Origin of the sequence: Neptunomonas marina, from assembly GCF_004005935.1 — a bacterium.
In the GTDB taxonomy this organism is placed as follows: domain Bacteria; phylum Pseudomonadota; class Gammaproteobacteria; order Pseudomonadales; family Balneatricaceae; genus Neptunomonas; species Neptunomonas marina.
On record NZ_SACQ01000005.1, the window covers coordinates 62,984 to 82,320 of the forward strand.

The 19,337-nt window shown below is 49.3% G+C and carries 18 protein-coding genes, 1 tRNA gene and 1 pseudogene; 15 read left to right on the plus strand and 5 right to left on the minus strand.

Going from position 1 to position 19,337, the window contains the following annotated elements; all coding sequences use genetic code 11:
- Positions 1–463 precede the first annotated feature (463 nt).
- Genes EOE65_RS11295 through EOE65_RS11305 form a run of 3 tightly spaced genes read left to right on the plus strand, consistent with a single transcriptional unit; the run spans position 464 to position 2,435 of the window.
- Positions 464–1,219 (plus strand): TIGR04255 family protein, encoded by a 756-nt coding sequence (locus tag EOE65_RS11295; protein WP_127694427.1) that lies wholly within the window; start codon positions 464–466, stop codon positions 1,217–1,219.
- Positions 1,220–1,756 (plus strand): hypothetical protein, encoded by a 537-nt coding sequence (locus EOE65_RS11300; protein ID WP_127694428.1) that lies wholly within the window; start codon positions 1,220–1,222, stop codon positions 1,754–1,756.
- Positions 1,734–2,435, plus strand: coding sequence for a hypothetical protein (locus EOE65_RS11305; RefSeq protein WP_127694429.1), 702 nt, complete (start codon positions 1,734–1,736; stop codon positions 2,433–2,435). The genes EOE65_RS11300 and EOE65_RS11305 overlap by 23 nt, the downstream gene beginning before the upstream one ends.
- 407 nt (positions 2,436–2,842) lie before the next feature.
- Here the strand turns inward: EOE65_RS11305 and EOE65_RS11310 are convergent.
- The 5 genes and pseudogenes from EOE65_RS11310 to flgA form a co-directional block, all read right to left on the minus strand.
- A pseudogene (locus EOE65_RS11310) lies at positions 2,843–3,814 on the minus strand (IS5 family transposase).
- Between the two features lie 704 nt (positions 3,815–4,518).
- Positions 4,519–4,595, minus strand: a tRNA-Arg gene (locus EOE65_RS11315).
- 63 nt (positions 4,596–4,658) lie between these two features.
- Positions 4,659–5,153, minus strand: a complete 495-nt coding sequence (locus EOE65_RS11320) for a flagella synthesis protein FlgN (protein ID WP_127694430.1) — start codon at positions 5,151–5,153, stop codon at positions 4,659–4,661.
- A 2-nt stretch (positions 5,154–5,155) separates the two neighbouring features.
- Positions 5,156–5,473, minus strand: a complete 318-nt coding sequence (gene flgM, locus EOE65_RS11325) for a flagellar biosynthesis anti-sigma factor FlgM (protein WP_127694431.1) — start codon at positions 5,471–5,473, stop codon at positions 5,156–5,158.
- A gap of 127 nt (positions 5,474–5,600) precedes the next feature.
- The gene (gene flgA, locus EOE65_RS11330; protein ID WP_127694432.1) at positions 5,601–6,305 is read right to left on the minus strand and encodes a flagellar basal body P-ring formation chaperone FlgA; all 705 of its coding nucleotides are present in this window, start codon (positions 6,303–6,305) and stop codon (positions 5,601–5,603) included.
- Between the two features lie 75 nt (positions 6,306–6,380).
- On the opposite strand from flgA, the gene EOE65_RS11335 reads away from it, so the two are divergent.
- The 12 genes from EOE65_RS11335 to flgK all read left to right on the plus strand — a co-directional run bounded on the left by EOE65_RS11335 (position 6,381) and on the right by flgK (position 19,331).
- A complete protein-coding gene (locus EOE65_RS11335; RefSeq protein ID WP_127694433.1) occupies positions 6,381–7,319 on the plus strand; it encodes a chemotaxis protein CheV in 939 nt (312 codons plus the stop codon).
- Positions 7,320–7,332: 13 nt separating this feature from the next.
- Entirely contained in the window at positions 7,333–8,181 is an 849-nt protein-coding gene (locus tag EOE65_RS11340; RefSeq protein WP_127694434.1) for a CheR family methyltransferase, read from the plus strand.
- Positions 8,182–8,356: 175 nt separating this feature from the next.
- Positions 8,357–8,761, plus strand: coding sequence for a flagellar basal body rod protein FlgB (flgB, locus tag EOE65_RS11345; protein ID WP_127694435.1), 405 nt, complete (start codon positions 8,357–8,359; stop codon positions 8,759–8,761).
- Between the two features lie 2 nt (positions 8,762–8,763).
- Entirely contained in the window at positions 8,764–9,198 is a 435-nt protein-coding gene (gene flgC, locus EOE65_RS11350) for a flagellar basal body rod protein FlgC (protein ID WP_127694436.1), read from the plus strand.
- 21 nt (positions 9,199–9,219) lie between these two features.
- Positions 9,220–9,903 carry a flagellar hook assembly protein FlgD gene (locus tag EOE65_RS11355; protein WP_127694437.1) on the plus strand — a complete coding sequence of 228 codons (684 nt, stop codon included), beginning with the start codon at positions 9,220–9,222 and terminating at the stop codon, positions 9,901–9,903.
- A 15-nt stretch (positions 9,904–9,918) separates the two neighbouring features.
- Entirely contained in the window at positions 9,919–12,003 is a 2,085-nt protein-coding gene (locus EOE65_RS11360; protein WP_127694438.1) for a flagellar hook-basal body complex protein, read from the plus strand.
- 114 nt (positions 12,004–12,117) lie between these two features.
- Positions 12,118–12,861 (plus strand): flagellar basal-body rod protein FlgF, encoded by a 744-nt coding sequence (flgF, locus tag EOE65_RS11365; protein ID WP_127694439.1) that lies wholly within the window; start codon positions 12,118–12,120, stop codon positions 12,859–12,861.
- A 19-nt stretch (positions 12,862–12,880) separates the two neighbouring features.
- On the plus strand, positions 12,881–13,666 hold the full coding sequence (flgG, locus tag EOE65_RS11370; RefSeq protein WP_127694440.1) for a flagellar basal-body rod protein FlgG: 786 nt from the start codon (positions 12,881–12,883) through the stop codon (positions 13,664–13,666).
- Between the two features lie 16 nt (positions 13,667–13,682).
- On the plus strand, positions 13,683–14,357 hold the full coding sequence (gene flgH, locus EOE65_RS11375) for a flagellar basal body L-ring protein FlgH (protein ID WP_127694441.1): 675 nt from the start codon (positions 13,683–13,685) through the stop codon (positions 14,355–14,357).
- Positions 14,358–14,367: 10 nt separating this feature from the next.
- On the plus strand, positions 14,368–15,453 hold the full coding sequence (locus tag EOE65_RS11380; protein WP_127694442.1) for a flagellar basal body P-ring protein FlgI: 1,086 nt from the start codon (positions 14,368–14,370) through the stop codon (positions 15,451–15,453).
- Between the two features lie 2 nt (positions 15,454–15,455).
- Positions 15,456–16,499: a flagellar assembly peptidoglycan hydrolase FlgJ gene (gene flgJ / locus EOE65_RS11385; RefSeq protein ID WP_127694443.1), complete on the plus strand. Its 1,044-nt coding sequence runs from the start codon at positions 15,456–15,458 to the stop codon at positions 16,497–16,499.
- Between the two features lie 72 nt (positions 16,500–16,571).
- Positions 16,572–19,331, plus strand: coding sequence for a flagellar hook-associated protein FlgK (gene flgK / locus EOE65_RS11390; RefSeq protein WP_127694444.1), 2,760 nt, complete (start codon positions 16,572–16,574; stop codon positions 19,329–19,331).
- The last annotated feature ends 6 nt before the right edge of the window (positions 19,332–19,337 follow it).

Genomic DNA, 19,337 nt, shown 5'->3' on the forward strand with positions numbered 1-19,337 from the left:
GTCTCCATAGGCATCCGATCTAGATAAGAGATACTCAGTTCCATCTGGGATATCAGGTATATACTGAGTATAGTGGCCTTTCGGAGAGTGTGCTGGCGTATAGGTCTAAAAGGTTATCGATGGCGTCCCAGAGAGGATTCGAACCCCTGGCCTGTCCCTTATGAGGGGACTCATCGTTATTTTGATGGTGTTTTAACCTATTGATATATAAGGGTTAGAGTGTAGTTTTTTGTTTATTATGCGTATTTTTATGCGTAATCGAGTTGCTGTTAAGATTCTGTGTTGGCGGCAATTTCATTTCACAAGGAATTTTAGTTGTGTAGCGTCTCAAGCTTTGAGAGTGTGATAGACTAGACTTTACGTAGCTCTAAGTGCGTACAGGCATAAAGAGAAGCTTGCTTATATGCGTTTGCCTCCCAAGGAAAAGGAGGTGGACTCAGTAAAACTAAAGGATTTGTGCTAAATGGGTACAGTAGAGAATGCACCTCTTCTTGAGGCGATTTTTGAACTGAGGTGGGGACAAGCTCCTAACGGTGATTATGACTACTCACCTGATGATCAGTCGCTCTTCGTGGGTAAGTTAAGTGCTTTAGCACACGATGAAGGGATTGTTTTTACTGAGCAGCTAGGTAGCCCACCGTTTCCCCATTCTGTCACACATAGATACAGAGTCAGTGAAGGTACATGGCCTTGCTACCAAGCAGGGTTGGGCATCTTTACCGTTAATCAGATAAACGATGGTTATAGTTCGGATGACTTTAAGCAAGCTATCCGCAAGGGGCTCGAGATTTTTGATAAATCAGGCCCTGATAAACTTCTGAAAAACAGAGATTCACTAGTAGTTATTCTGCGCTATCAAGATGCTCTCTTTCCTGCTGATGGTATGTCTGTGCAGGACTTCGTGTCTGATCGTTTGCACATTTCTGCAGCGTTGCCGTCGAAGTTTTTGGCTCATGATGCGGTTGATAATGAAGTTTCATCGATGCGTTGCCAGTTCAACTGTGCGACAACTGAACCAAAAGGCGAGATCGTTGTAAAAGTTTCAAATGCTATTATTGATAATAAGCCTGGATTTATAGCGGAAACGCTCGTTGTATCGCAAGCCGCAAGCGAACTGGAGGATCTCTCTGTGGACTCCATCATGAATTGGGTTGGTAAAGCGCACTTACTACAACGTCATTCATTCGAAACAATAATTGATGAGGAGGCATACAGATAAATGGTTGCACTGCTTATTGATTATGATTCATCTACTAGCACCAAGTATTCGACTGAAAAGGTAGCAGAAGTAAAGCACTTCGCGAGTCGTAATTCTTTGACTATGTCTAGTGGACACAAAGTAACTCGTTTTCCGTTACATAGCGTAAGCTGTTCGGCGAGCCTGCCTAGCAAGAAATACACACGCGCTTACAGTCGGTTGTATAAGGAAAGTCCTTGGATCGTGGACTTCTACGCAAGCTCTGACAAGCTAAATAACGTTAAAGCACTACTGCCTTATTATCAGCACATCAATCAAATGCTGGTGAATAAAAAGTACGAGTCCTGCAACACATTCCTACGCTACGTTGATGTCGGAAATCTGAGCGACGTATTGTTAGTGGGATTGCTAAGGCTCACCTATTCTTGGGCAGAAGAGCTGTCCCAATGGGATGTGCTGTTTTGCAATTGCGCTAAAGAAATTCAGCATAGAGGAAAAGATCCACAAGTGTTATTGAAAGGACTCATTAATAAGAATGGAAATCCACTCCCAATTTGATTCGGATCTGCCTGAGAATGAAGGGATTTCTATTGCGATAATGTCTTATGGGTTGCGACAGCAGCACGTAGGAATTTACTTCAAGGTTGACGGGGATCAGCTTAGGCTTCTGCATCAACCTTGGCATCGCGATGTGTTAATCGGCGATCCTTCTAATAAATACTTGTGGCTGGATGTAGCTCTAGATCCCGATAATCAGACTCATATGGCTACGATGTGTGAAATGATAGGGGGCATGAATCCAGATGGTATCCCTTATAGTATCTGTAATCGTGGTACGTCCTTCTCTGCGCTTGGTGTTTATGAGGCAGAACATGCTTACGCAGGTTTGACATGTGCCACCTTCGTTATGCGTGTCTTTGAGAGTAATGGCTTCCCGATTATTAATGAAGATGATTGGAGCCACATAACTCCCGATAGAACTTGGCAAACCCAAATTTTGCAGGCATTGGAGAATGCAGGGGTTGATAAAAATCACATGGCCTATCAGCTCCAAAGAAAGCAAGAGGGGGTTACAAGGTATAAGCCTGAGGAGGTTGCTACCGCAGCAGCTTTACCGATGAGTGACAAGGGATATGCTCCTGAGGACGTTCATGACGGGGCTGCTGAGATCATGACGCAGCTTGGTGCGCATATAAGCAAGCTGGAAAAAAAGTCGTCACCAGTCGTGAAAAATTAAGCTATTTGAATAGCTTACAATTGAGCTTATGGTTAATTGTCCGCTTTCGATTCGAGGCGGGCATTAAGCGTTAGAGCCAAATCATACGTCTAAGATTATCATTGTCTTTCTAGGCCAGCGTTCCAGCTGGGTGATAATCATGAAAGGATTCCCTGCTTTTCTCGCTGCCTTACATTCTGTCCAATGTTGTAACGCCGCCGAATTTTAGTATCAAACACTGGTGTTTGATAAGTTTGCGTGCGTTAAGCAAATTGAAGGTAAGTTAAATTATGTAAGGGCTAGGGAACGTATGAACAAGTCCCCGATGAGCCATCAAAACGGCTTTTTCTCTGTATCTGGGGCATAAAATGCGCACATTTACCCCTTTTTAACCGACTGCAACCGCCTTTTCAGGCAGTACAGACGGATTATCCCTGCGCTCTTAACATCTGGTCTACCCTCACAACGTTGGCCAGCGCGAACAGCATGGCCAGCTTGCAGTCATTTTTCTTAAGGCCACGGTAGCGTGCTTTTACAAAACCAAACTGGCATTTGATGATCCGGAACGGATGCTCGACCTTGGCGCGGAGGCTGGCCTTCAAATACTCGGTGCGGATTCTGACCTTATTGATCCGAGGGTGTTTTTTGAGTGTCTTCAGCTTCCCTGGCTGTTCGGCGATGTACCAGTCCGCGCTGACATCTTTCAGCTCGTCTCGCTTTTAGCCACCCCGGTAACCCGCATCAGCAAAGATGAATGCTTCTTCACCGTGTAGCAGTTGATCAACCTGATTAAGATCGTGCTCATTGGCCGCAGTTGTCGTGAAACTGTGCGTGATGCCGGTGCGGGCATCAACCCCGATGTGAGCCTTCATCCCGAAGTGCCACTGATTGCCTTTTTTGGTCTGGTGCATCTCGGGATCACGCTCGCCCGTTTTGTTCTTGGTGGAGCTAGGGGCTTCGATGATGGTGGCATCGACCAGTGAGCCCTCTTTCAGAAGGACACCGGCCTCAGACAGCCATTGGTTCACCTCTTCAAAAACCTGTCGGGCCAGATCGTGGCGTTCGAGCAAGTGCCGAAACTTCAGAATGGTGGTGTGATCGGGAATGGCTTTATCCAGTGACAAGCCTGCAAAAAGCCGCATTGAGGCAATCTCGTACAGCGCATCTTCCATGGCTGGATCACTGAGGTTATACCACTGCTGCATGCAGTGAATGCGCAACATGGTGGACAACGGGTAAGGCCGACGGCCATTTCCAGCCTTGGGATAGTGGGGCTCGATAACAGCTTCGAGACGCGCCCATGGAATCAGCTTGTCCATTCGGCCCAGGAACTTCTCCTTACGGGTCTGACGGCGCTTGTTGCTGAACTCGCTGTCCGCGAATGTAAGTTGCTTATCCATCTTATGCGTCCTCGATCATGTGCAGTCAGATTATCCCATGTGGCGGACTTGATCACACCTTCCCTAAGGCTATTGTATTCACGGCGAGCGGTAGAGGGCTTTATATAGTTGCCGCTACTGTTTTTATCTCTAATTCGTCGCTGTACCCATGACTCAACGTCCCCCTTTCGGAGGTGGATCATTCGCTTATCGAGGATAAGGTCGTCAACACCGTGCATTTTGTGTGGGCATTGGCAGTAGGGCTTTTCAACTTTATAGATTTTCTCGATGTACTCGCGAACGGTAAGGCTGCTGTATGATTGAATCTCAGCGTTATGCAGGCCCATCATTTCACGAGCAGTAGCGCGAGCACAATCAAGCGTTAGGTCATCTGTCGTCCCTAGACGAGTGCGCTTCACACGAGCTGACCTACTTTCGACATAGTATGTATTGCCCAGCTTACCAACTCGAAGAGAAAGTCCTTTGCAGTCTGAGTCGTAATACTCCTTGTATCCCCTGCCGTTTCGTTGCTCAGTTGTCAGCTTTACTGAACCTACCCAATTGTCTGTGAATTTTCTAGGCATTAGTCAACCTTTGGGAATTATGCGTAGATTATGCGTAAAACTATAACGTTTTATGCGTAAAAAAGGGAGGTTAGACAGAGTAGAGATTTTGGGTGGAAAGCAAAAAACCTCTTGATAAACAGGAGGTTGCGTGGAGAGAGGTGGCGTCCCAGAGAGGATTCGAACCCCTGGCCTGTCCCTTAGGAGGGGACCGCTCTATCCACCTGAGCTACTGGGACCGTTTTGGGTGTGAAAGCGTTATGAATCAATATTTTAAGATTTTTGTGGCGGAAGGCAAGTGGTCACGCTTTTCCGATGCGGGATTGGCTGGAGTAATCGCCTTTTCCGCCTTTTGCATCATAAAGGGTGTTTTTAGGATTCTGGCCGCGTAGTAAGCTGATCAGCTTTTCAACGTTTTGCTTGCTACGAGCTAAGACAATTTCATTGCGCTTATTTGCACTCATTGCGCGCTCTAACGTTTGCTCGATTTGCTGCCAGTTATTACTAAATTCTTTTGCTAATAAGCTATCCGTCGCGCTCTTCTGAAGCGCTTGTATGCCCTGCTTATCTATCGGAAGATCGCGTGATTCTAGTAATTGGTTGCGATCGTGGTTGTTCTTATCAAAGGCTAGTAGAGCGTGCTGCTTGTCTTGATTGATGGCGTTGATAGCATCTAAATCTCGATTTTGCAGAGCTTCTAGCTCGCGGTCGAGCAGCGTTATGAGAGTGTCTAAAACGGAAATGCCCTCTAGGGTGAGGGCATTAAAATCTGATAAGGCTTGGTTATCGCTAAGCATAATTACTCAGATAGCTGAGACTCGAAACTCAGGATTTTTTCTGCAACACGCTGGGCGTCAACGTTGTAACTACCGTCTTCTATTGCTGCCTTGATGCGCGCCACTTTCTCGCTGTTAACTTCAGGCGTGTTAGACAACTTAGCATCAATGGACTTTAACGCTTTTGCTGTGTCACTTAGTTGTACTGTGTCGCGAGGTGCAGACTTTGCCGGTGCAGCGTCAGTACGTGCGGCAGCTCCCCCGTTACCTTTTTGGGTGCTGACCTTATCACGAGCACTTATCGCTGTTTGCGATGCAGAGCTGTTCAGATCAATAACCATGACGTTAACCTCAAAATGTTTTCCATATATGAATTAACGGCTAGCTTACCGTAAACTTTAGAAAAAAGTTAAAAAAAATAAATTGAGGCAAAATATTTGCGAAGTATAGCAGGCGTCTTAATTTATGCTAATAAAAAACAGTAACTTGGCCGCGTTTTTTAATGTAGGCCTTGATAACCTTTTGCGAGCGGTTGTTAACCACACGGATTTGATCCCCAGCTAAACCTGCATCCAGCGCTGTGCCTTGAGTGCGGATGCTCATGCCATTTTTCTGTGCAATGATGATGACACTATCGCCTTTGTTGACCAAGTTGGGCAGTTTGATATGGCTACTGTTGATCACACTTTGCGAGGTAATTGTTCTTCTGACCTGTGCACCGATAAGTGTATCGGGCGTGAAAAAGTACCCGGGCTTAAGGGGCGTCAAATCATGGCGTTGGAATGCTAGATCAGCTGCTTGGATGAGTTTTCCTTTGGGGAGTGTGTTGCGTGCAGTGGCAACCGAGCTAAAAGCTTCTACCTTGCCGGTGACATGCGCTACCCAGCGTTGGGGGATGCTGCATTGCACTCTCACCGTTAAACGGCCTCCTCGTGGAAGCTTTGCTGGCGGTCTTGTCGATAAATCACGGCATTTTTTTTCTTTAAGCTGATCATTTATCGAGTTTAATACTATATTAATAGCAGCATGCGGATATCTGCTGGCAAAGTGTTGATAGATTTGAGATTTAATTTGCTCTTCGATTGGCGCTGCGAGGGCAGGCACCGCACAGGTAAAAAAGCTAAACAGAAGTGAAGTTATGCCGACAAAGCGCATAGCTTTAAAAGAACTCACGGTATCACCTGTATGAGCAGGGTAAGAGGATAGCGTTGAGCCACTCAATAAGTGACATTGGACTTGGTGCTGATCATGTCAGGTATTCTAGATACTGTAAACCTACGCACACAGATGGTAGGTCAAAACCGTTTAGAGCTGTTGTTGTTTAATCTTGAAACAGATCAAACCTACGGCATCAATGTATTTAAAGTCCGTGAGGTGCTGCAATGTCCCGAGTTGACAGAAGTGCCGCGCCAAACAACTGCCATTAAAGGGATGGCCCACATTCGGGGCGAGACAATCCCCGTATTGGATCTCTCCGAAGCTATTGGCCGAAACGCGATACCAAAAGAGCAGCAGCAAGTCTGTTTTCTTATCGTTGCCGAGTACAACAAGCGAACGCTTGCGTTTTTGGTGCGCAAGGTTGATCGAATTCTTAATACCCACTGGGATCAGATTATGGCTCCGCCTGCTGAGATCGGTGTTGAAAACTACCTGACTGCCGTTTTTGAGCACGAAGGTAAGTTGATTGAAATTCTCGATGTAGAGCAAATCTTGGCCGACCTTTACCCAATGGCGACCAAAGTAAGCGATGATGTAGCGACGTCTGAAGTGCGTAGCAAAGCACGAGAGCATCATGTACTTTGTGTTGATGACTCTAGTGTGGCGCGCAACCAGATGCAGCGCAGTTTGGAAGACCTTGGTTGTAAGGTAACAACGTGTAATAACGGTCGAATTGCTTGGGATCTGTTAGTGCAGCTTGCTGAAAAAGGTAACGATGTTACCGAGCTGTTCTTGATGGTGATCTCCGATATCGAGATGCCAGAAATGGACGGTTACACCTTAGCTGCGATGATTCGTGAAGACCCTCGTATGGAGCGTATGCATATTGTGCTGCACTCTTCGTTGAGTGGTGGCTTTAACGTATCTATGGTTAAAAAAGTCGGTGCGGACGGGTTCTTAGCCAAGTTCAACCCTGATGACTTGGCCGGCGTTGTGATCGAGCGCATCAAAAAGATAGAAGGCCGATAACTTGGGAGACTCTATGACGGATGGCTTAAAACAGTTTCGCATTACCCCTGAAGAATTCCGTGTCTTTAGTGAGTTTTTAGAGCGTAGCTGCGGAATTGTTCTGGCTGAGCACAAGCAATACCTAGTGCAAAGCCGTCTAAGCAAGATCATGAGCGAAAACACCTTCAGCGATCTGAAGGCGCTTGTTAGCGCACTTCAGCGCCCAGGGGCTAACCAACTAAAAGAGAAAGTCATTGATGCGATGACAACGAACGAAACGCTTTGGTTTCGGGACATTCATCCTTATGACATTCTCAAAAATCGTTTACTGCCGGAGCTACACACAGAGCAGAAAAAGAAGAAGATTCGTATCTGGTCTGCGGCCTGTTCTACCGGACAAGAGCCATACTCGTTGAGTATGGTGATTGACGAGTTCAAGAAAGCTAACCTTGGCGCGTTTGGGTTGGGCGAGGAAATTATCGCAACAGATATCTCCTCCAGTGCGTTACAGCAAGCACGATCTGGGCGCTACGAAATGTTGGCGCTTGGGCGGGGGTTGGATAAAGACCGTTTGATGAAGCATTTTTCCGAAAACGCCGACGGGTCTTGGACGATTAGCCCAGCCCTCAAATCCCGAGTGCGCTTTCAAAGCATTAACCTGCTTGGACAATATTCGGCGATGGGGCAGTTTGACATCATCTTTTGCCGAAACGTACTGATCTATTTTTCCGCTGACGTCAAAACTGAGATCTTGCGCAAGATGCGCCGCCAGCTCAATACGGGAGGCTACTTGATTTTAGGGGCATCAGAGTCGCTGCCCGGTCTATCTGATTGCTACAAAATGATTCATTGCCGGCCTGGCATAATCTATCAGGCTATCTAGCCATACCGAGACAACAGCGGCAAAGAAGCGGCAATGGTATGCCGCTTTTTTATTGCCGAGTGTAACTCCCCTGCCTTTAGTCGCTCTGTAACCCCCCTTAAATCGGTACCATACCTTTTTGTTTTTCTATGGCACGTCTTTTGCTTGAAGTAGAGCAGATTGATAGAGGTGTGTTATGGCAATTTCATTTGATAAAGCATTAGGGATTCATCAGCAAGCGGTTGCTGTGCGTGAGAAGCGTGCAGAAGTGCTTGCTAATAATATCGCGAATGCTGATACACCAAACTACAAAGCGCGTGATATGGATTTTAAAGAGATCCTTGCAGGCACTCAGCCGCTTACTCAAACACCGCTAAAAATGTCCATGACTCACGATTCGCACTATGCAGACGTTATCAACCCAGATTTTGCGGCTGACTTAATGTACCGCACTCCTATGCAGCCATCGGTAGACGACAATACTGTGGAAGTGCAGGAAGAGATGGCACGATACACCGAGAACGCACTGGACTATCAAGCGTCTTTTGATTTTTTGAACCGCAAATTTAAAGGCTTATCAAAAGCCTTGAAGGGTGAGTAAACATGTCTTTAACGAATGTCTTTCAAATAGCCGGTTCAGCGATGAGTGCGCAAACTGTACGTTTGAACACGACCGCAAGTAACTTAGCTAACGCTGAAAGTGTCAGCTCCAGCGTTGATGAGACATATCGCGCGCGCAAGCCGGTGTTTGAGCTGAAAGCACCCACACTGGAACAGATGACGGATGTCGACGCAGGCTTGCTACCCGGGCAGGGCGTGCAGGTGGCTGGCATCGTTGAGAGTGATGCGCCGTTACGTAAAGAGTACAACCCGAACCACCCATTGGCTGACGAGGGTGGCTATGTGCATTACCCAAACGTCAATGTGGTTGAGGAGATGGCAGATATGATCACGGCATCTCGTTCGTTCCAGATCAATGCTGAGGTAATGAACTCCGCTAAACAGATGGTCCAGCGTGCCCTTACGCTGGGTCAGTAATTAGGGTGTTGAGGTAGTCCTATGGCTGATGTTAACAACGTTAACGGCTCGCCGTCGGTTTATGAGCAGATAAACCAAGCTAACCAAAATGCGAGTACGCAAAAAACGCAGTCGGAGAGCGATAGCGATATGTTTATGAAGCTGATGATCGCTCAGCTTCAAAATCAGGATCCGACGAGCCCGGCAGATACCAATGATTTCATGCAACAGATTTCGAGCATGAGTCAGGTTGAAAGTATCAACAAGCTAACGCAAAGCGTCGAGAGTATGAGCGCTCAATTGATGACAAGCCAAGCAGCACTGCAGGCTTCATCGATGGTGGGGCAAAAGGCATATATCAACACGCAAGTGGCATCTATCGGTGAGAGCGATGAGATTCGCGGAGTCGGCTCAATCGAGAAAACGGTAGATGATATGCGCGTTAGTATCACGGACCTGAGTGGCAATGTGGTCGATAGTTGGTCAATGGGCTCTCGTCGAGCGGGGGATCATGAGTTCGTTTGGAAGGCGAGCGAAGATCTACCTAAAGGCAGCTACCGCGTGGTGATCGAAGCGGCAGAAGAGGCCGGTGGAAATTATGAACCGGTCGATACTTTTATTGCACATACAGTGAATAGCGTGACCCTTGGCCAGAATGGTGTGGGTATGCGCGTAAACACCGATGCGGGCTCAGCCAGTATCAATGACATCAAGCAGATAGGATAAGAAGAGGATCATAATATGGCAGGGTTTAATACTGCAGTGACTGGGTTGAAAGCATCTTCCACCATGCTTGATGTAACGGGTAACAACATTGCCAACTCCAGTACTATTGGTTACAAAACATCGCGTACTGAGTTTGGCGATATCTATACAGCATCAGTGGTTGGTGCGGGTAGTAGTAACACGCCGGGTTCAGGTGTAACGGTATCTGATATCGCGCAGGACTTCAGTGCGGGTACGTTGGAGTTCACGAATAACAACCTCGACTTGGCGATCAACGGCTCCGGCTTTTTCCAACTGAATGATGGTCAAGGCGGTACGACGTACACACGCGCCGGTGCGTTTGAGCTGAACAAAGATGGTTTTATCGTTTCCAAGAACGGTAAGTTCCTGCAAGGTTACGGTTTGGACGACAGAGGTAACCGTCTGCCGATTGGTAACTTAGCGGTAACTGAGAAGGAATTTCCACCGAAAACCACGGAAACAATGGATCTCTCCTTCAACATTGACTCGCGTGAAGATGCCAATACGCTGCTGCCTAACTACGACAAAGATAAAGCGGGCTCTTTTACCTACAGTACCACAGTGCGTACGTTCGACAGCCTTGGTAATGAGCACACTATTAAGTACAACTTTGCTGAGCAGCGCCCAGAGAACGAGTACAGCAATTACCAAACGACACCGGGTGATCGAGTGTATATCTCCGGCATCGGTACTGCTGCAGATACAGACGGGATGCTCTTGCCGCTTTATGATGAGTCAGCAAACGGTGACTTCGTTCTGAAAACGGCAACGGCTAAAGCTGTGGATAATGGCCAAGATTTGAAAGTGTTTGAGCTGGGTGGGCAAACACTCGCTGATCTTCAAGAAGCTGACCCACGCATTAAGTCTGTTGAGTACCGCGTGGATGATGCGGGTAACGGTACGTTACGTATTTTGAAGCTATCTGATTCGCGCGAATTTGGCGATCTGCTTGTGACGGATAACTCGGCGCCTGACCGTGTCGCATTGACGCCAACTACAACCGATGCGTCGGGCTTTGTTTCGAGCAATGAGAAACACTTCTTCGAGTTCCAAACGGGCACATTTGCGGCCAATGAGCAGCTCGATCTTGAGGTAGCCGGTGTTGAGATCGCAATCTCGACAGGTGACAACGGTATGACATCCGAGCAGGTTGCCTTGGCTATTCGTGATCGTGAGTCCGATATCCTTGAGGCAAACCCGGATATCTTATCCGTCAGCTGGGATCCTGATCAGGGGGCCAACGGGTCTCTGCGTATTGAGTTTAAACCGGATGTAAACCCTGCCAACCTTGGCGCGCGTTCGGCGCAGGTGATCGATGATGCCGCGTTGATCGGTAGTGCTAACCAAGTCTTTATTGGCTCTGAGGTGGCGACGGGTAAGGTTGATGCCAACTACGAGATCGATGGTGACAACTCCTACAACGGCGTTTATCTAATGTATGCCTACCTCAATGGCGAGGAAGCACTCGATATCGGTAAGTTGAATGATGCGGGTACGGGTACCGATACAGAACCGGGCCCGATTCTGGTTAAGTTCAACCCGGAAAACGGTTTGCTAACCGAGATCAACGGTGAAGAGATCCGTACAGGAGCAACAACGCCTGAGATCATTATTAAAGGCGCAGACCCCGCCAACAAAAACAACAACATTGCGTTGAATATTGGCGGTTCTACTCAGTTCGCATCCGAGTCGATTATCAAAGCATCAGATCAAGATGGTTACGCTAAGGGCGACCTGATCGGTGTTTCATTCGGTTCCACGGGTGAGATGATTGCATCGTTTAGTAATGGTGAGCAGCTCAATATCGGTATTGTGGCCGTGGCGACCTTCGAGAACCAATCAGGTTTACAGCCTAGTGGTGACACCGAGTGGACGGCAACATTGGATTCGGGCTCTGCGATCCTCAACCCTCCGGGTGCTGGCTTGAACGGGCTGTTACGTTCGGCATCGCTGGAGCAGTCTAACGTGGATCTATCTGCAGAGCTGGTAAAACTGATCGAAGCGCAGCGTAACTTCCAGGCGAACTCTAAGACACTGGAAACGTTGAACACTGTAACGCAGTCGATTCTGCAGATTTAAACGTTTTTTCCTCTCTTTAAGGGCTGCTTCGGCAGCCCTTTTCTTTTTGGCATATCAATTGCTTATCTCTACTTAACGTAGCCCAGACCGGCGCAATCAGAAGAGAGAGTTTCTATGGATAAAGTTGTTTACCTTGCTATGAGCGGCGCGCGCGAAAACATGCGCGGGCAGCAGGCTCATGCCAACAACTTAGCCAACGCCAACACCACCGGCTTTAAGCACGATTTGTCCCAAGCCCGCGCTATGCAAGTGTTTGGCGAGGGGATGCCGAGCCGGGTTTATGCCATGAGCGAGCGTCCTGCAACCGATATTAGCGATGGTCAGCTCATCGAAACCGGCCGTGATCTAGATATCGCTATCCTTGGAGATGGCTGGATTGCTGTTATCGGCCCAGACGGCAACGAGGCTTACACGCGTTCAGGCGAGCTGCAGATCAATGCCGCTAACCAGCTAATAACTGGCAGCGGTTTGCCGGTCATGGGCAACGGCGGCACGCCGATTGTTATTCCGCCTGCCGAGAAGATCGATATTGGCGTGGATGGTTGGATTAGTATTCGCCCGCTGGGTGAAACAGCCGCTGAGGTTGCGGTGGTTGATCAGATCAAGCTAGTCAATCTGGGCGACCAGAGCATCTTCAAAGGAACCGATGGCCTTATGCATATCGACGGTAACGCCGAGATAGGGCCGGATCTCAACCAGCGCTTAAAATCTGGCTTTTTGGAAGGCAGTAATGTCAATGCAGTCCATGAGCTGACGAGCATGATCAGCTTGTCGCGCCAGTTTGAAGTTAACTTGAAAATGATGAAAGCGGCTGAAGAGAATTCTGAAGCGGCTACAAAAATTCTACAGCTAAGCTAAGTGTCAGGAGATTAATACGATGCACGGTGCACTCTTTGTTGCGAAAACAGGTCTATCTGCTCAAGACACCTCGCTTAAAGTTATTTCCAACAACCTTGCTAATGCGAGCACCACGGGCTTCAAGAAAGACCGTGCGGTTTTTGAAGATTTGCTCTATCAAATCCAGCGCCAACCGGGCGCTGAGAGCGCTGCTGAAACCCAACTGCCATCTGGTTTGCAATTGGGCACAGGTGTGCGGGTTGTGGGTACGCAGAAGATGTTTCAAGAGGGAAACATTGAAGTCACAGAGCAGCCGTTTGATATCGCCATCAATGGCCGCGGTTTCTTTCAAGTTACGTTACCCAACGGTGATCTAGGTTACACCCGTAACGGTCAGTTCCAGATCAACCAGAATAACGAGCTGGTGACGAGCGAGGGTTACTTGGTGGAGCCTGCGATTGTCTTACCCGCCGAGGTGCAAACCTTTACAGTGGGGGTTGACGGCATTGTGACGGCGGTTGTGGCTGGCGACCCCAACCCGGTACAGCTGGGCCAGTTGCAGTTGGCTGATTTCGTTAATCCAGCGGGTCTGCAGGCGCTGGGTCAAAACCTGTTTAGTGAAACTGTAGCCAGTGGTGCGCCTCAGTTGTCTAACCCTGGTGATGCAGGTGTCGGTACTACCAATCAGGGGATGTTAGAGGCGTCTAACGTCAACGCGGTTGAGGAGTTGGTCAATATGATCACCACCCAGCGCGCTTATGAAATGAACTCCAAAGTGATCTCGACCGCAGACGAAATGCTGTCGTTTGTGACCCAACAACTTTAATAGCTGAGGTGTTGAGATGAAGCGTTTACTGGCTCTTTGTGTGTTTGCGGCCTTGCTGGTTGGCTGCGTGAACAAACCTAAGCAACCGGGTAACCCCTACTATGCGCCGGTTGCGCCTCAACAGCTACAACAGCCTCGCCCAATCAACGGGGCTATTTTTAACGCCGCAACGAGCCGTGACCTTTACAGCGATGGACGCGCTAATCGGATCGGTGACATCATCACCGTGGTGCTGAGCGAGCGTACGCAATCGTCCAAGTCAGCTAAAACGTCAACGGATAAAGAGAGCGAACTATCGCTGCCGCAGCCAACGTTGTTTGGTAATCGTCTGGATGTATTTGGTGCTCCTATTAGTGCCAGCAGTGGTGCTTCTACTAACACCTTTGAGGGTGAGGGCAAGTCGGATATGAGCAACAGCCTAACGGGGAACATCACTGTGACTGTCCATGACGTGAGGCCTAATGGTGTCATGCTAGTGCGCGGTGAGAAGTGGCTGACGCTTAACCAAGGTGACGAGTATATCCAGATCAGCGGCTTGGTTCGCCCGCAGGATATCGCCGCAGATAACACCATCTCATCGACGAAACTTGCTGACGCGCGTATCGGCTATAGCGGTACCGGCGGCGTACACGATACCAATGTGATGGGTTGGTTGTCGCGTTTCTTTGTTAGCCCACTGTGGCCACTCTGAGGGGCTTAAAATGCGCTATCTTTTTGTTCTGATCACCTGTTTTCTAGCGAGCATTGCTCATGCAGAGCGTATCAAAGATATCAGCTCTGTTGCTGGTGTGCGTTCGAACCAGTTGGTGGGCTACGGTTTGGTGGTCGGTTTGGATGGTACGGGGGATAAGACCTCGTTCACATCGCAAACATTCCGTAACATGCTCAACAACTTTGGGGTGGCGATTCCGGCGAATGTGAGTCCATCGTCGAAGAATATTGCGGCAGTGGCGATTCACGCTGATCTACCGCCATTTTCGAAGCCAGGCCAAACCATTGATATCACGGTTTCTGCCATTGGCGATGCCAAGAGCCTGCGAGGGGGGAGCTTGCTGATGTCGCCGCTGAAAGGGGCTGATGGAAACGTTTATGCGCTCGCTCAAGGTAACCTGGTGGTATCAGGCTTTGGTGCCGAGGGACGAGATGGCTCGCGGCTATCGGTCAACGTGCCGAGTGTTGGGCGGATCCCCAACGGCGCGACGGTCGAACGCACCGTGCCCAACGCGTTTAGCCAAGGCGATAGCTTAGTGCTGAACCTAAACCACCCCGACTTCACAACATCACGCCGCGTTGCGGAAGAGATCAATAACCTATTAGGCGCTAACACCGCGAAAACGATCGATGCGACCTCCATTCGGGTGCGCGCACCTCGTGATGCGGGGCAGCGTGTCTCTTTTATCTCGGTGCTGGAAAACCTAGAGGTTACGCCAGCCAAAGAGACGGCCAAAGTGATTATCAACTCACGCACAGGAACAATTGTTATTGGGCAAGATGTGCGCGTGTCTCCCGTTGCGGTGACGCATGGTGGCCTAACGGTTGCGATTACCGAAGAGCTAGAGGTTAACCAGCCGAACGGTTTGACTGAGGGCGAAACAGTGATTACGCCGCGCACGGGCATTCAAGTGGATGAAGACTCTGGCCACATGTTTGAGTTCTCGCCGGGGGCTTCCCTGCGCGACATCGTTGAAGCAGTTAACCAAGTCGGTGCAGCTCCGGGTGATCTAATGGCGATCCTTGAGGCGCTGAAGCAAGCCGGTGCACTGAAAGCAGAACTGATAGTGATCTAGCGATGGCAATCAAGAGCATAACTGAACAGCATCCACAGGTTTATACCGACCTCAACGCGCTTAACAAAATTAAGCGTGAGGCGAAAACCGACAGCCCCGAAGCACTGAAGCAAGTTGCGCAGCAGTTTGAGCAGATGTTCATGGATATGCTCATGAAAAGTATGCGCGAAGCTAACGCCACGTTTATCGATGAAGATTCGCCCTTTAACAGCAGCGAGGTGAGCTTCTATCAAAACATGCTGGACAGCCAAATGACCACGAATCTGGCGCAAGGGCAGGGGATTGGGCTGGCCGATTTGTTAGTTAAGCAACTGGGTAAACAGTTTGATATTCGTGTGGAAAGTGATGCGAAGCCGAGCGAGTCCTTGAGCGAAGCTGAAGCGCTGCTCAATCGTGCTTTCAACAAAGGCAGCAGCGCGGCAGTGAATAACGTGTTTGAGCAGCTCAAGGCACATCAAGTGATCGCGAATGCGGCGCAAGCACCTACCGATGGCGAGACCTTAGAGCAAACCATGGCGCGGCTTAAAGACTCCTTTGTCGATGCGCCACAGCCTACGCAATTTGACTCACCACAAGCGTTTGTGGATGCACTGCTTCCTATTGCGGAAAAAGTAGCGGGTGAGTTGGGTGTCGATCCCAAAGTGTTGGTTGCGCAGGCCGCTCTGGAAACGGGTTGGGGTAAACATATTATCCAAGAGGGTGAGCAGAGTAGCTTCAATCTTTTCAACATCAAGGCGGATAGCCGCTGGGGTGGTGAAAATATGCGCAAACTCACGCTGGAGTACCGCGATGGTGTGGCGCAGAAAGAGCAAGCGTTCTTTCGCTCTTACGTGTCCTACGAAGCAAGCTTTCGTGATTACGTTGATTTTTTACAGAGTAACCCTCGTTATCAGCAAGCACTTGAGGTGGTTGCCGATCCGAAAGCGTATCTGCAGCAGCTGCAAGCGGCTGGCTACGCAACAGATCCCGCATATGCTGAGAAAATCACCTCAATCTATGAGGGCCGTTTGCAAGCGTTAGCCGACAACGATGCTAAAGAAGGCTAGGCCTTCGCCGCTATAAAAGAGATGCAATAGAGGTGTTGCTAAGTACTGCTAAGCAGCGCCAGGAGAGTAAATATGTCCAGCTTTAATCTGCTAAATATCGGTAACCAAGCGTTGCGGACAAATCAGTCGGCACTGGCGACCATCGGGCAGAATATCTCGAATGTTAATACGCCGGGTTACAGCCGCCAGACAACTGATATCACATCGTTGCCGGATCGCACCGGTGCCAAAGTTGATAGTGTCAGCCGCATTACCGATCGCTTTTTGACGGAGCAGATGTGGGGAGATCTATCGGCGTACCAGCATACGTTGACCTATGCTGGCCTCTCTTCTGATTTGGACAACTTGCTGGCCACGCAGGTTACCAGTGTCTCTGATGGTTTAGATAACTACTTTAAAGCGATGCAGAATGTGGTTGATGATCCTGTATCGATCCCAAACCGTGAGTTGCTGATCGCGGAATCCGATGCGTTGGTTAAGCGCTTCAACGATCTTGATCGCCATATTGAGCAGCAGAGCGATACGATCAATGCGCGTGTTGAAGACCTGTCTCATCAAGTGAATACCATCTCACGGGGCATCGCTGATCTAAACGATGCGATTCGTATCGCCAACGCGAGCAATGATCCAGCGAATGAGCTGCGCGATCAGCGTGAAGAGCTGGTAAACAATCTATCGAACCTGATTGGTGTGAAGGTGGTGGAGCAGGGCGAAGAGTTCAACATCTTTGTCGGCAACGGCCAGCCCCTCATTACCGGTCAAACAGCCAATAAATTGGTGGCAGTGCAGGGTAACCCAGACTACCGCCAGAGTGACCTTCAGCTTGTGGTTGCAGGTAACGCGGTTGATGTAACTGAAGAGCTGAGCGGTGGGCAGATCGGTGGCCTATTGCAGTATCGCGAAGAAGCGCTGAACGATGCGCGGGATGAGCTGGGCCGTATTGCCATCGGTGTTGCTGCTAGCATGAATGAGGCCCACAAAAACGGCATCGACCTAAACAACGATTTCGGGAAGAACTTCTTCACTGATATCAACGCCGATAGCGTTCAGCGGGGGCGTATTCATGCTGATGCGAATAACCAAAGCGTTATCTCCCAAATGCGGGTTGAGATTCAAGATGTAGGTCAGTTAGAGGCGTCCGATTATGAACTGATCTATGAAAACGACCGCCAGATCACGCTGATCCGTAACAGTGATGGTAAACAGTTCACAATTAATCAGCTTCAGGATGTTGGGGCTGATCGCACCATAGATGCCAATCTATTGAACTGGGGCGGCAATACAGCGCCGGTCGTGGATGGCGATGGCTCCACTGTGCCCTCGGCACCCTTAACGCCGGTCGTAAATGGTGTTGCCGGTGGAGCAACGGTGGTTAACTCTGCACAAGGCATGGCTGATTTTATGAACAGCCAGCCTGGCCTATCCGGTGTCACTGCCGAGACTGCTATCAATATCAGCGGTGTTACTGAGGCTGGTGGTGATGGCTTGAGCTTTGATCTTAAGATCAATGATGCAACCGGCACCACGCAAACAATTACAGTGAACTTACCCACCGGCGCCACCAGCAATGACAATGTAGCGACGGCAATTAATGCTGCGCTGGCTGCTGAGACAAGCGCCAACGGCACCGACTTTAGCAACTTACAATTAAGTGAAGCAGACGGCGGCGTTAAACTGCTGGACCGGACCGGCGGAAACATTACCGTTGATGCCAGTGGCGGCGCGAACGCCGATATCATCGGCATTCAGAACTATGCAGCGAATGGTAGTTTGGTTGCTGGTGGCCCAGTGAATGTGCAGGCGGATCTAGCTGGTAGTGATACCGGTACGGTTGTTGGTTATTTAACGAATGCGCAAGCGGAAGCCGACAGCAGCGTTGATAGCTTCTCTATTAGCTCACCTGGCGGTGCGCTTATTGGTGGCACCAGCCCTGCTGTGTTGGTGGATGGCAGCAATAATGTTGCCTCGCTTGCGAGTGATACGACCTCTAATATTGCCGCGCTTGATCAAGGTGAGTACTACCTCGACCCAGATCGCGGCACGCTCGCGTTTGCGGTGGATGGGTTTAAAGTTGTCATCGATACCACCCAGCAGTTGGTGCGTGGAGATCGTTACCTGATTCAACCGGTGCGCACGGGTGCCGAGGATTTAGGACTAGAGATCCAAGATGGTAAACAGCTGGCGTTGGCCTCACCTATTCGCATTACAGCGGACAATACTAACCAAGGCACGGGGGTAGCAACGGCGAAGGTCACTAACCCTGATGCGCTTGCTTTCGCACAGCCTGCAACGCTGACGCCGCCGGTGGGTATTGTTTTCAATGGTGGTCAGCCGACGACCTACAATCTTTATGATATGAGTAACCCAGACAATCCAACTTTGCTGAGCATCGACGGTGTTGTGCAGTCTAACCGCGCTTATGTGCCCGGTGGTGAAATCGCGTTGGATGGTTACTCGGTGACGATCTCGAATGAACCAGAGGCGGGTGATCGTTTCTCGTTCACGTTTAACAAAGACGGTGTTTCCGACAACCGCAATGCGATTGAGCTATCTGACTTGCAAAACGCCGATGTCTTCAACGATGGTTCTTATCAAGATCTGTACGGCAGCTTAGTTGAGCGGGTGGGGACGCGCACAGCGACCAATAACATAACCGTAGAGGCGAATAAGTCGGTCCTTGATTCAACTACCAGCGCGAAAGCGGGTGTTTCCGGCGTTAACTTAGACGAAGAAGCGGCTAAACTGGTGCAGTATCAGATGGCATATCAAGCTTCGGCACAGTTGATCAGCACGTCGCAAACGGTATTCGATACTTTGCTAAGCAGCATATAACGGGAG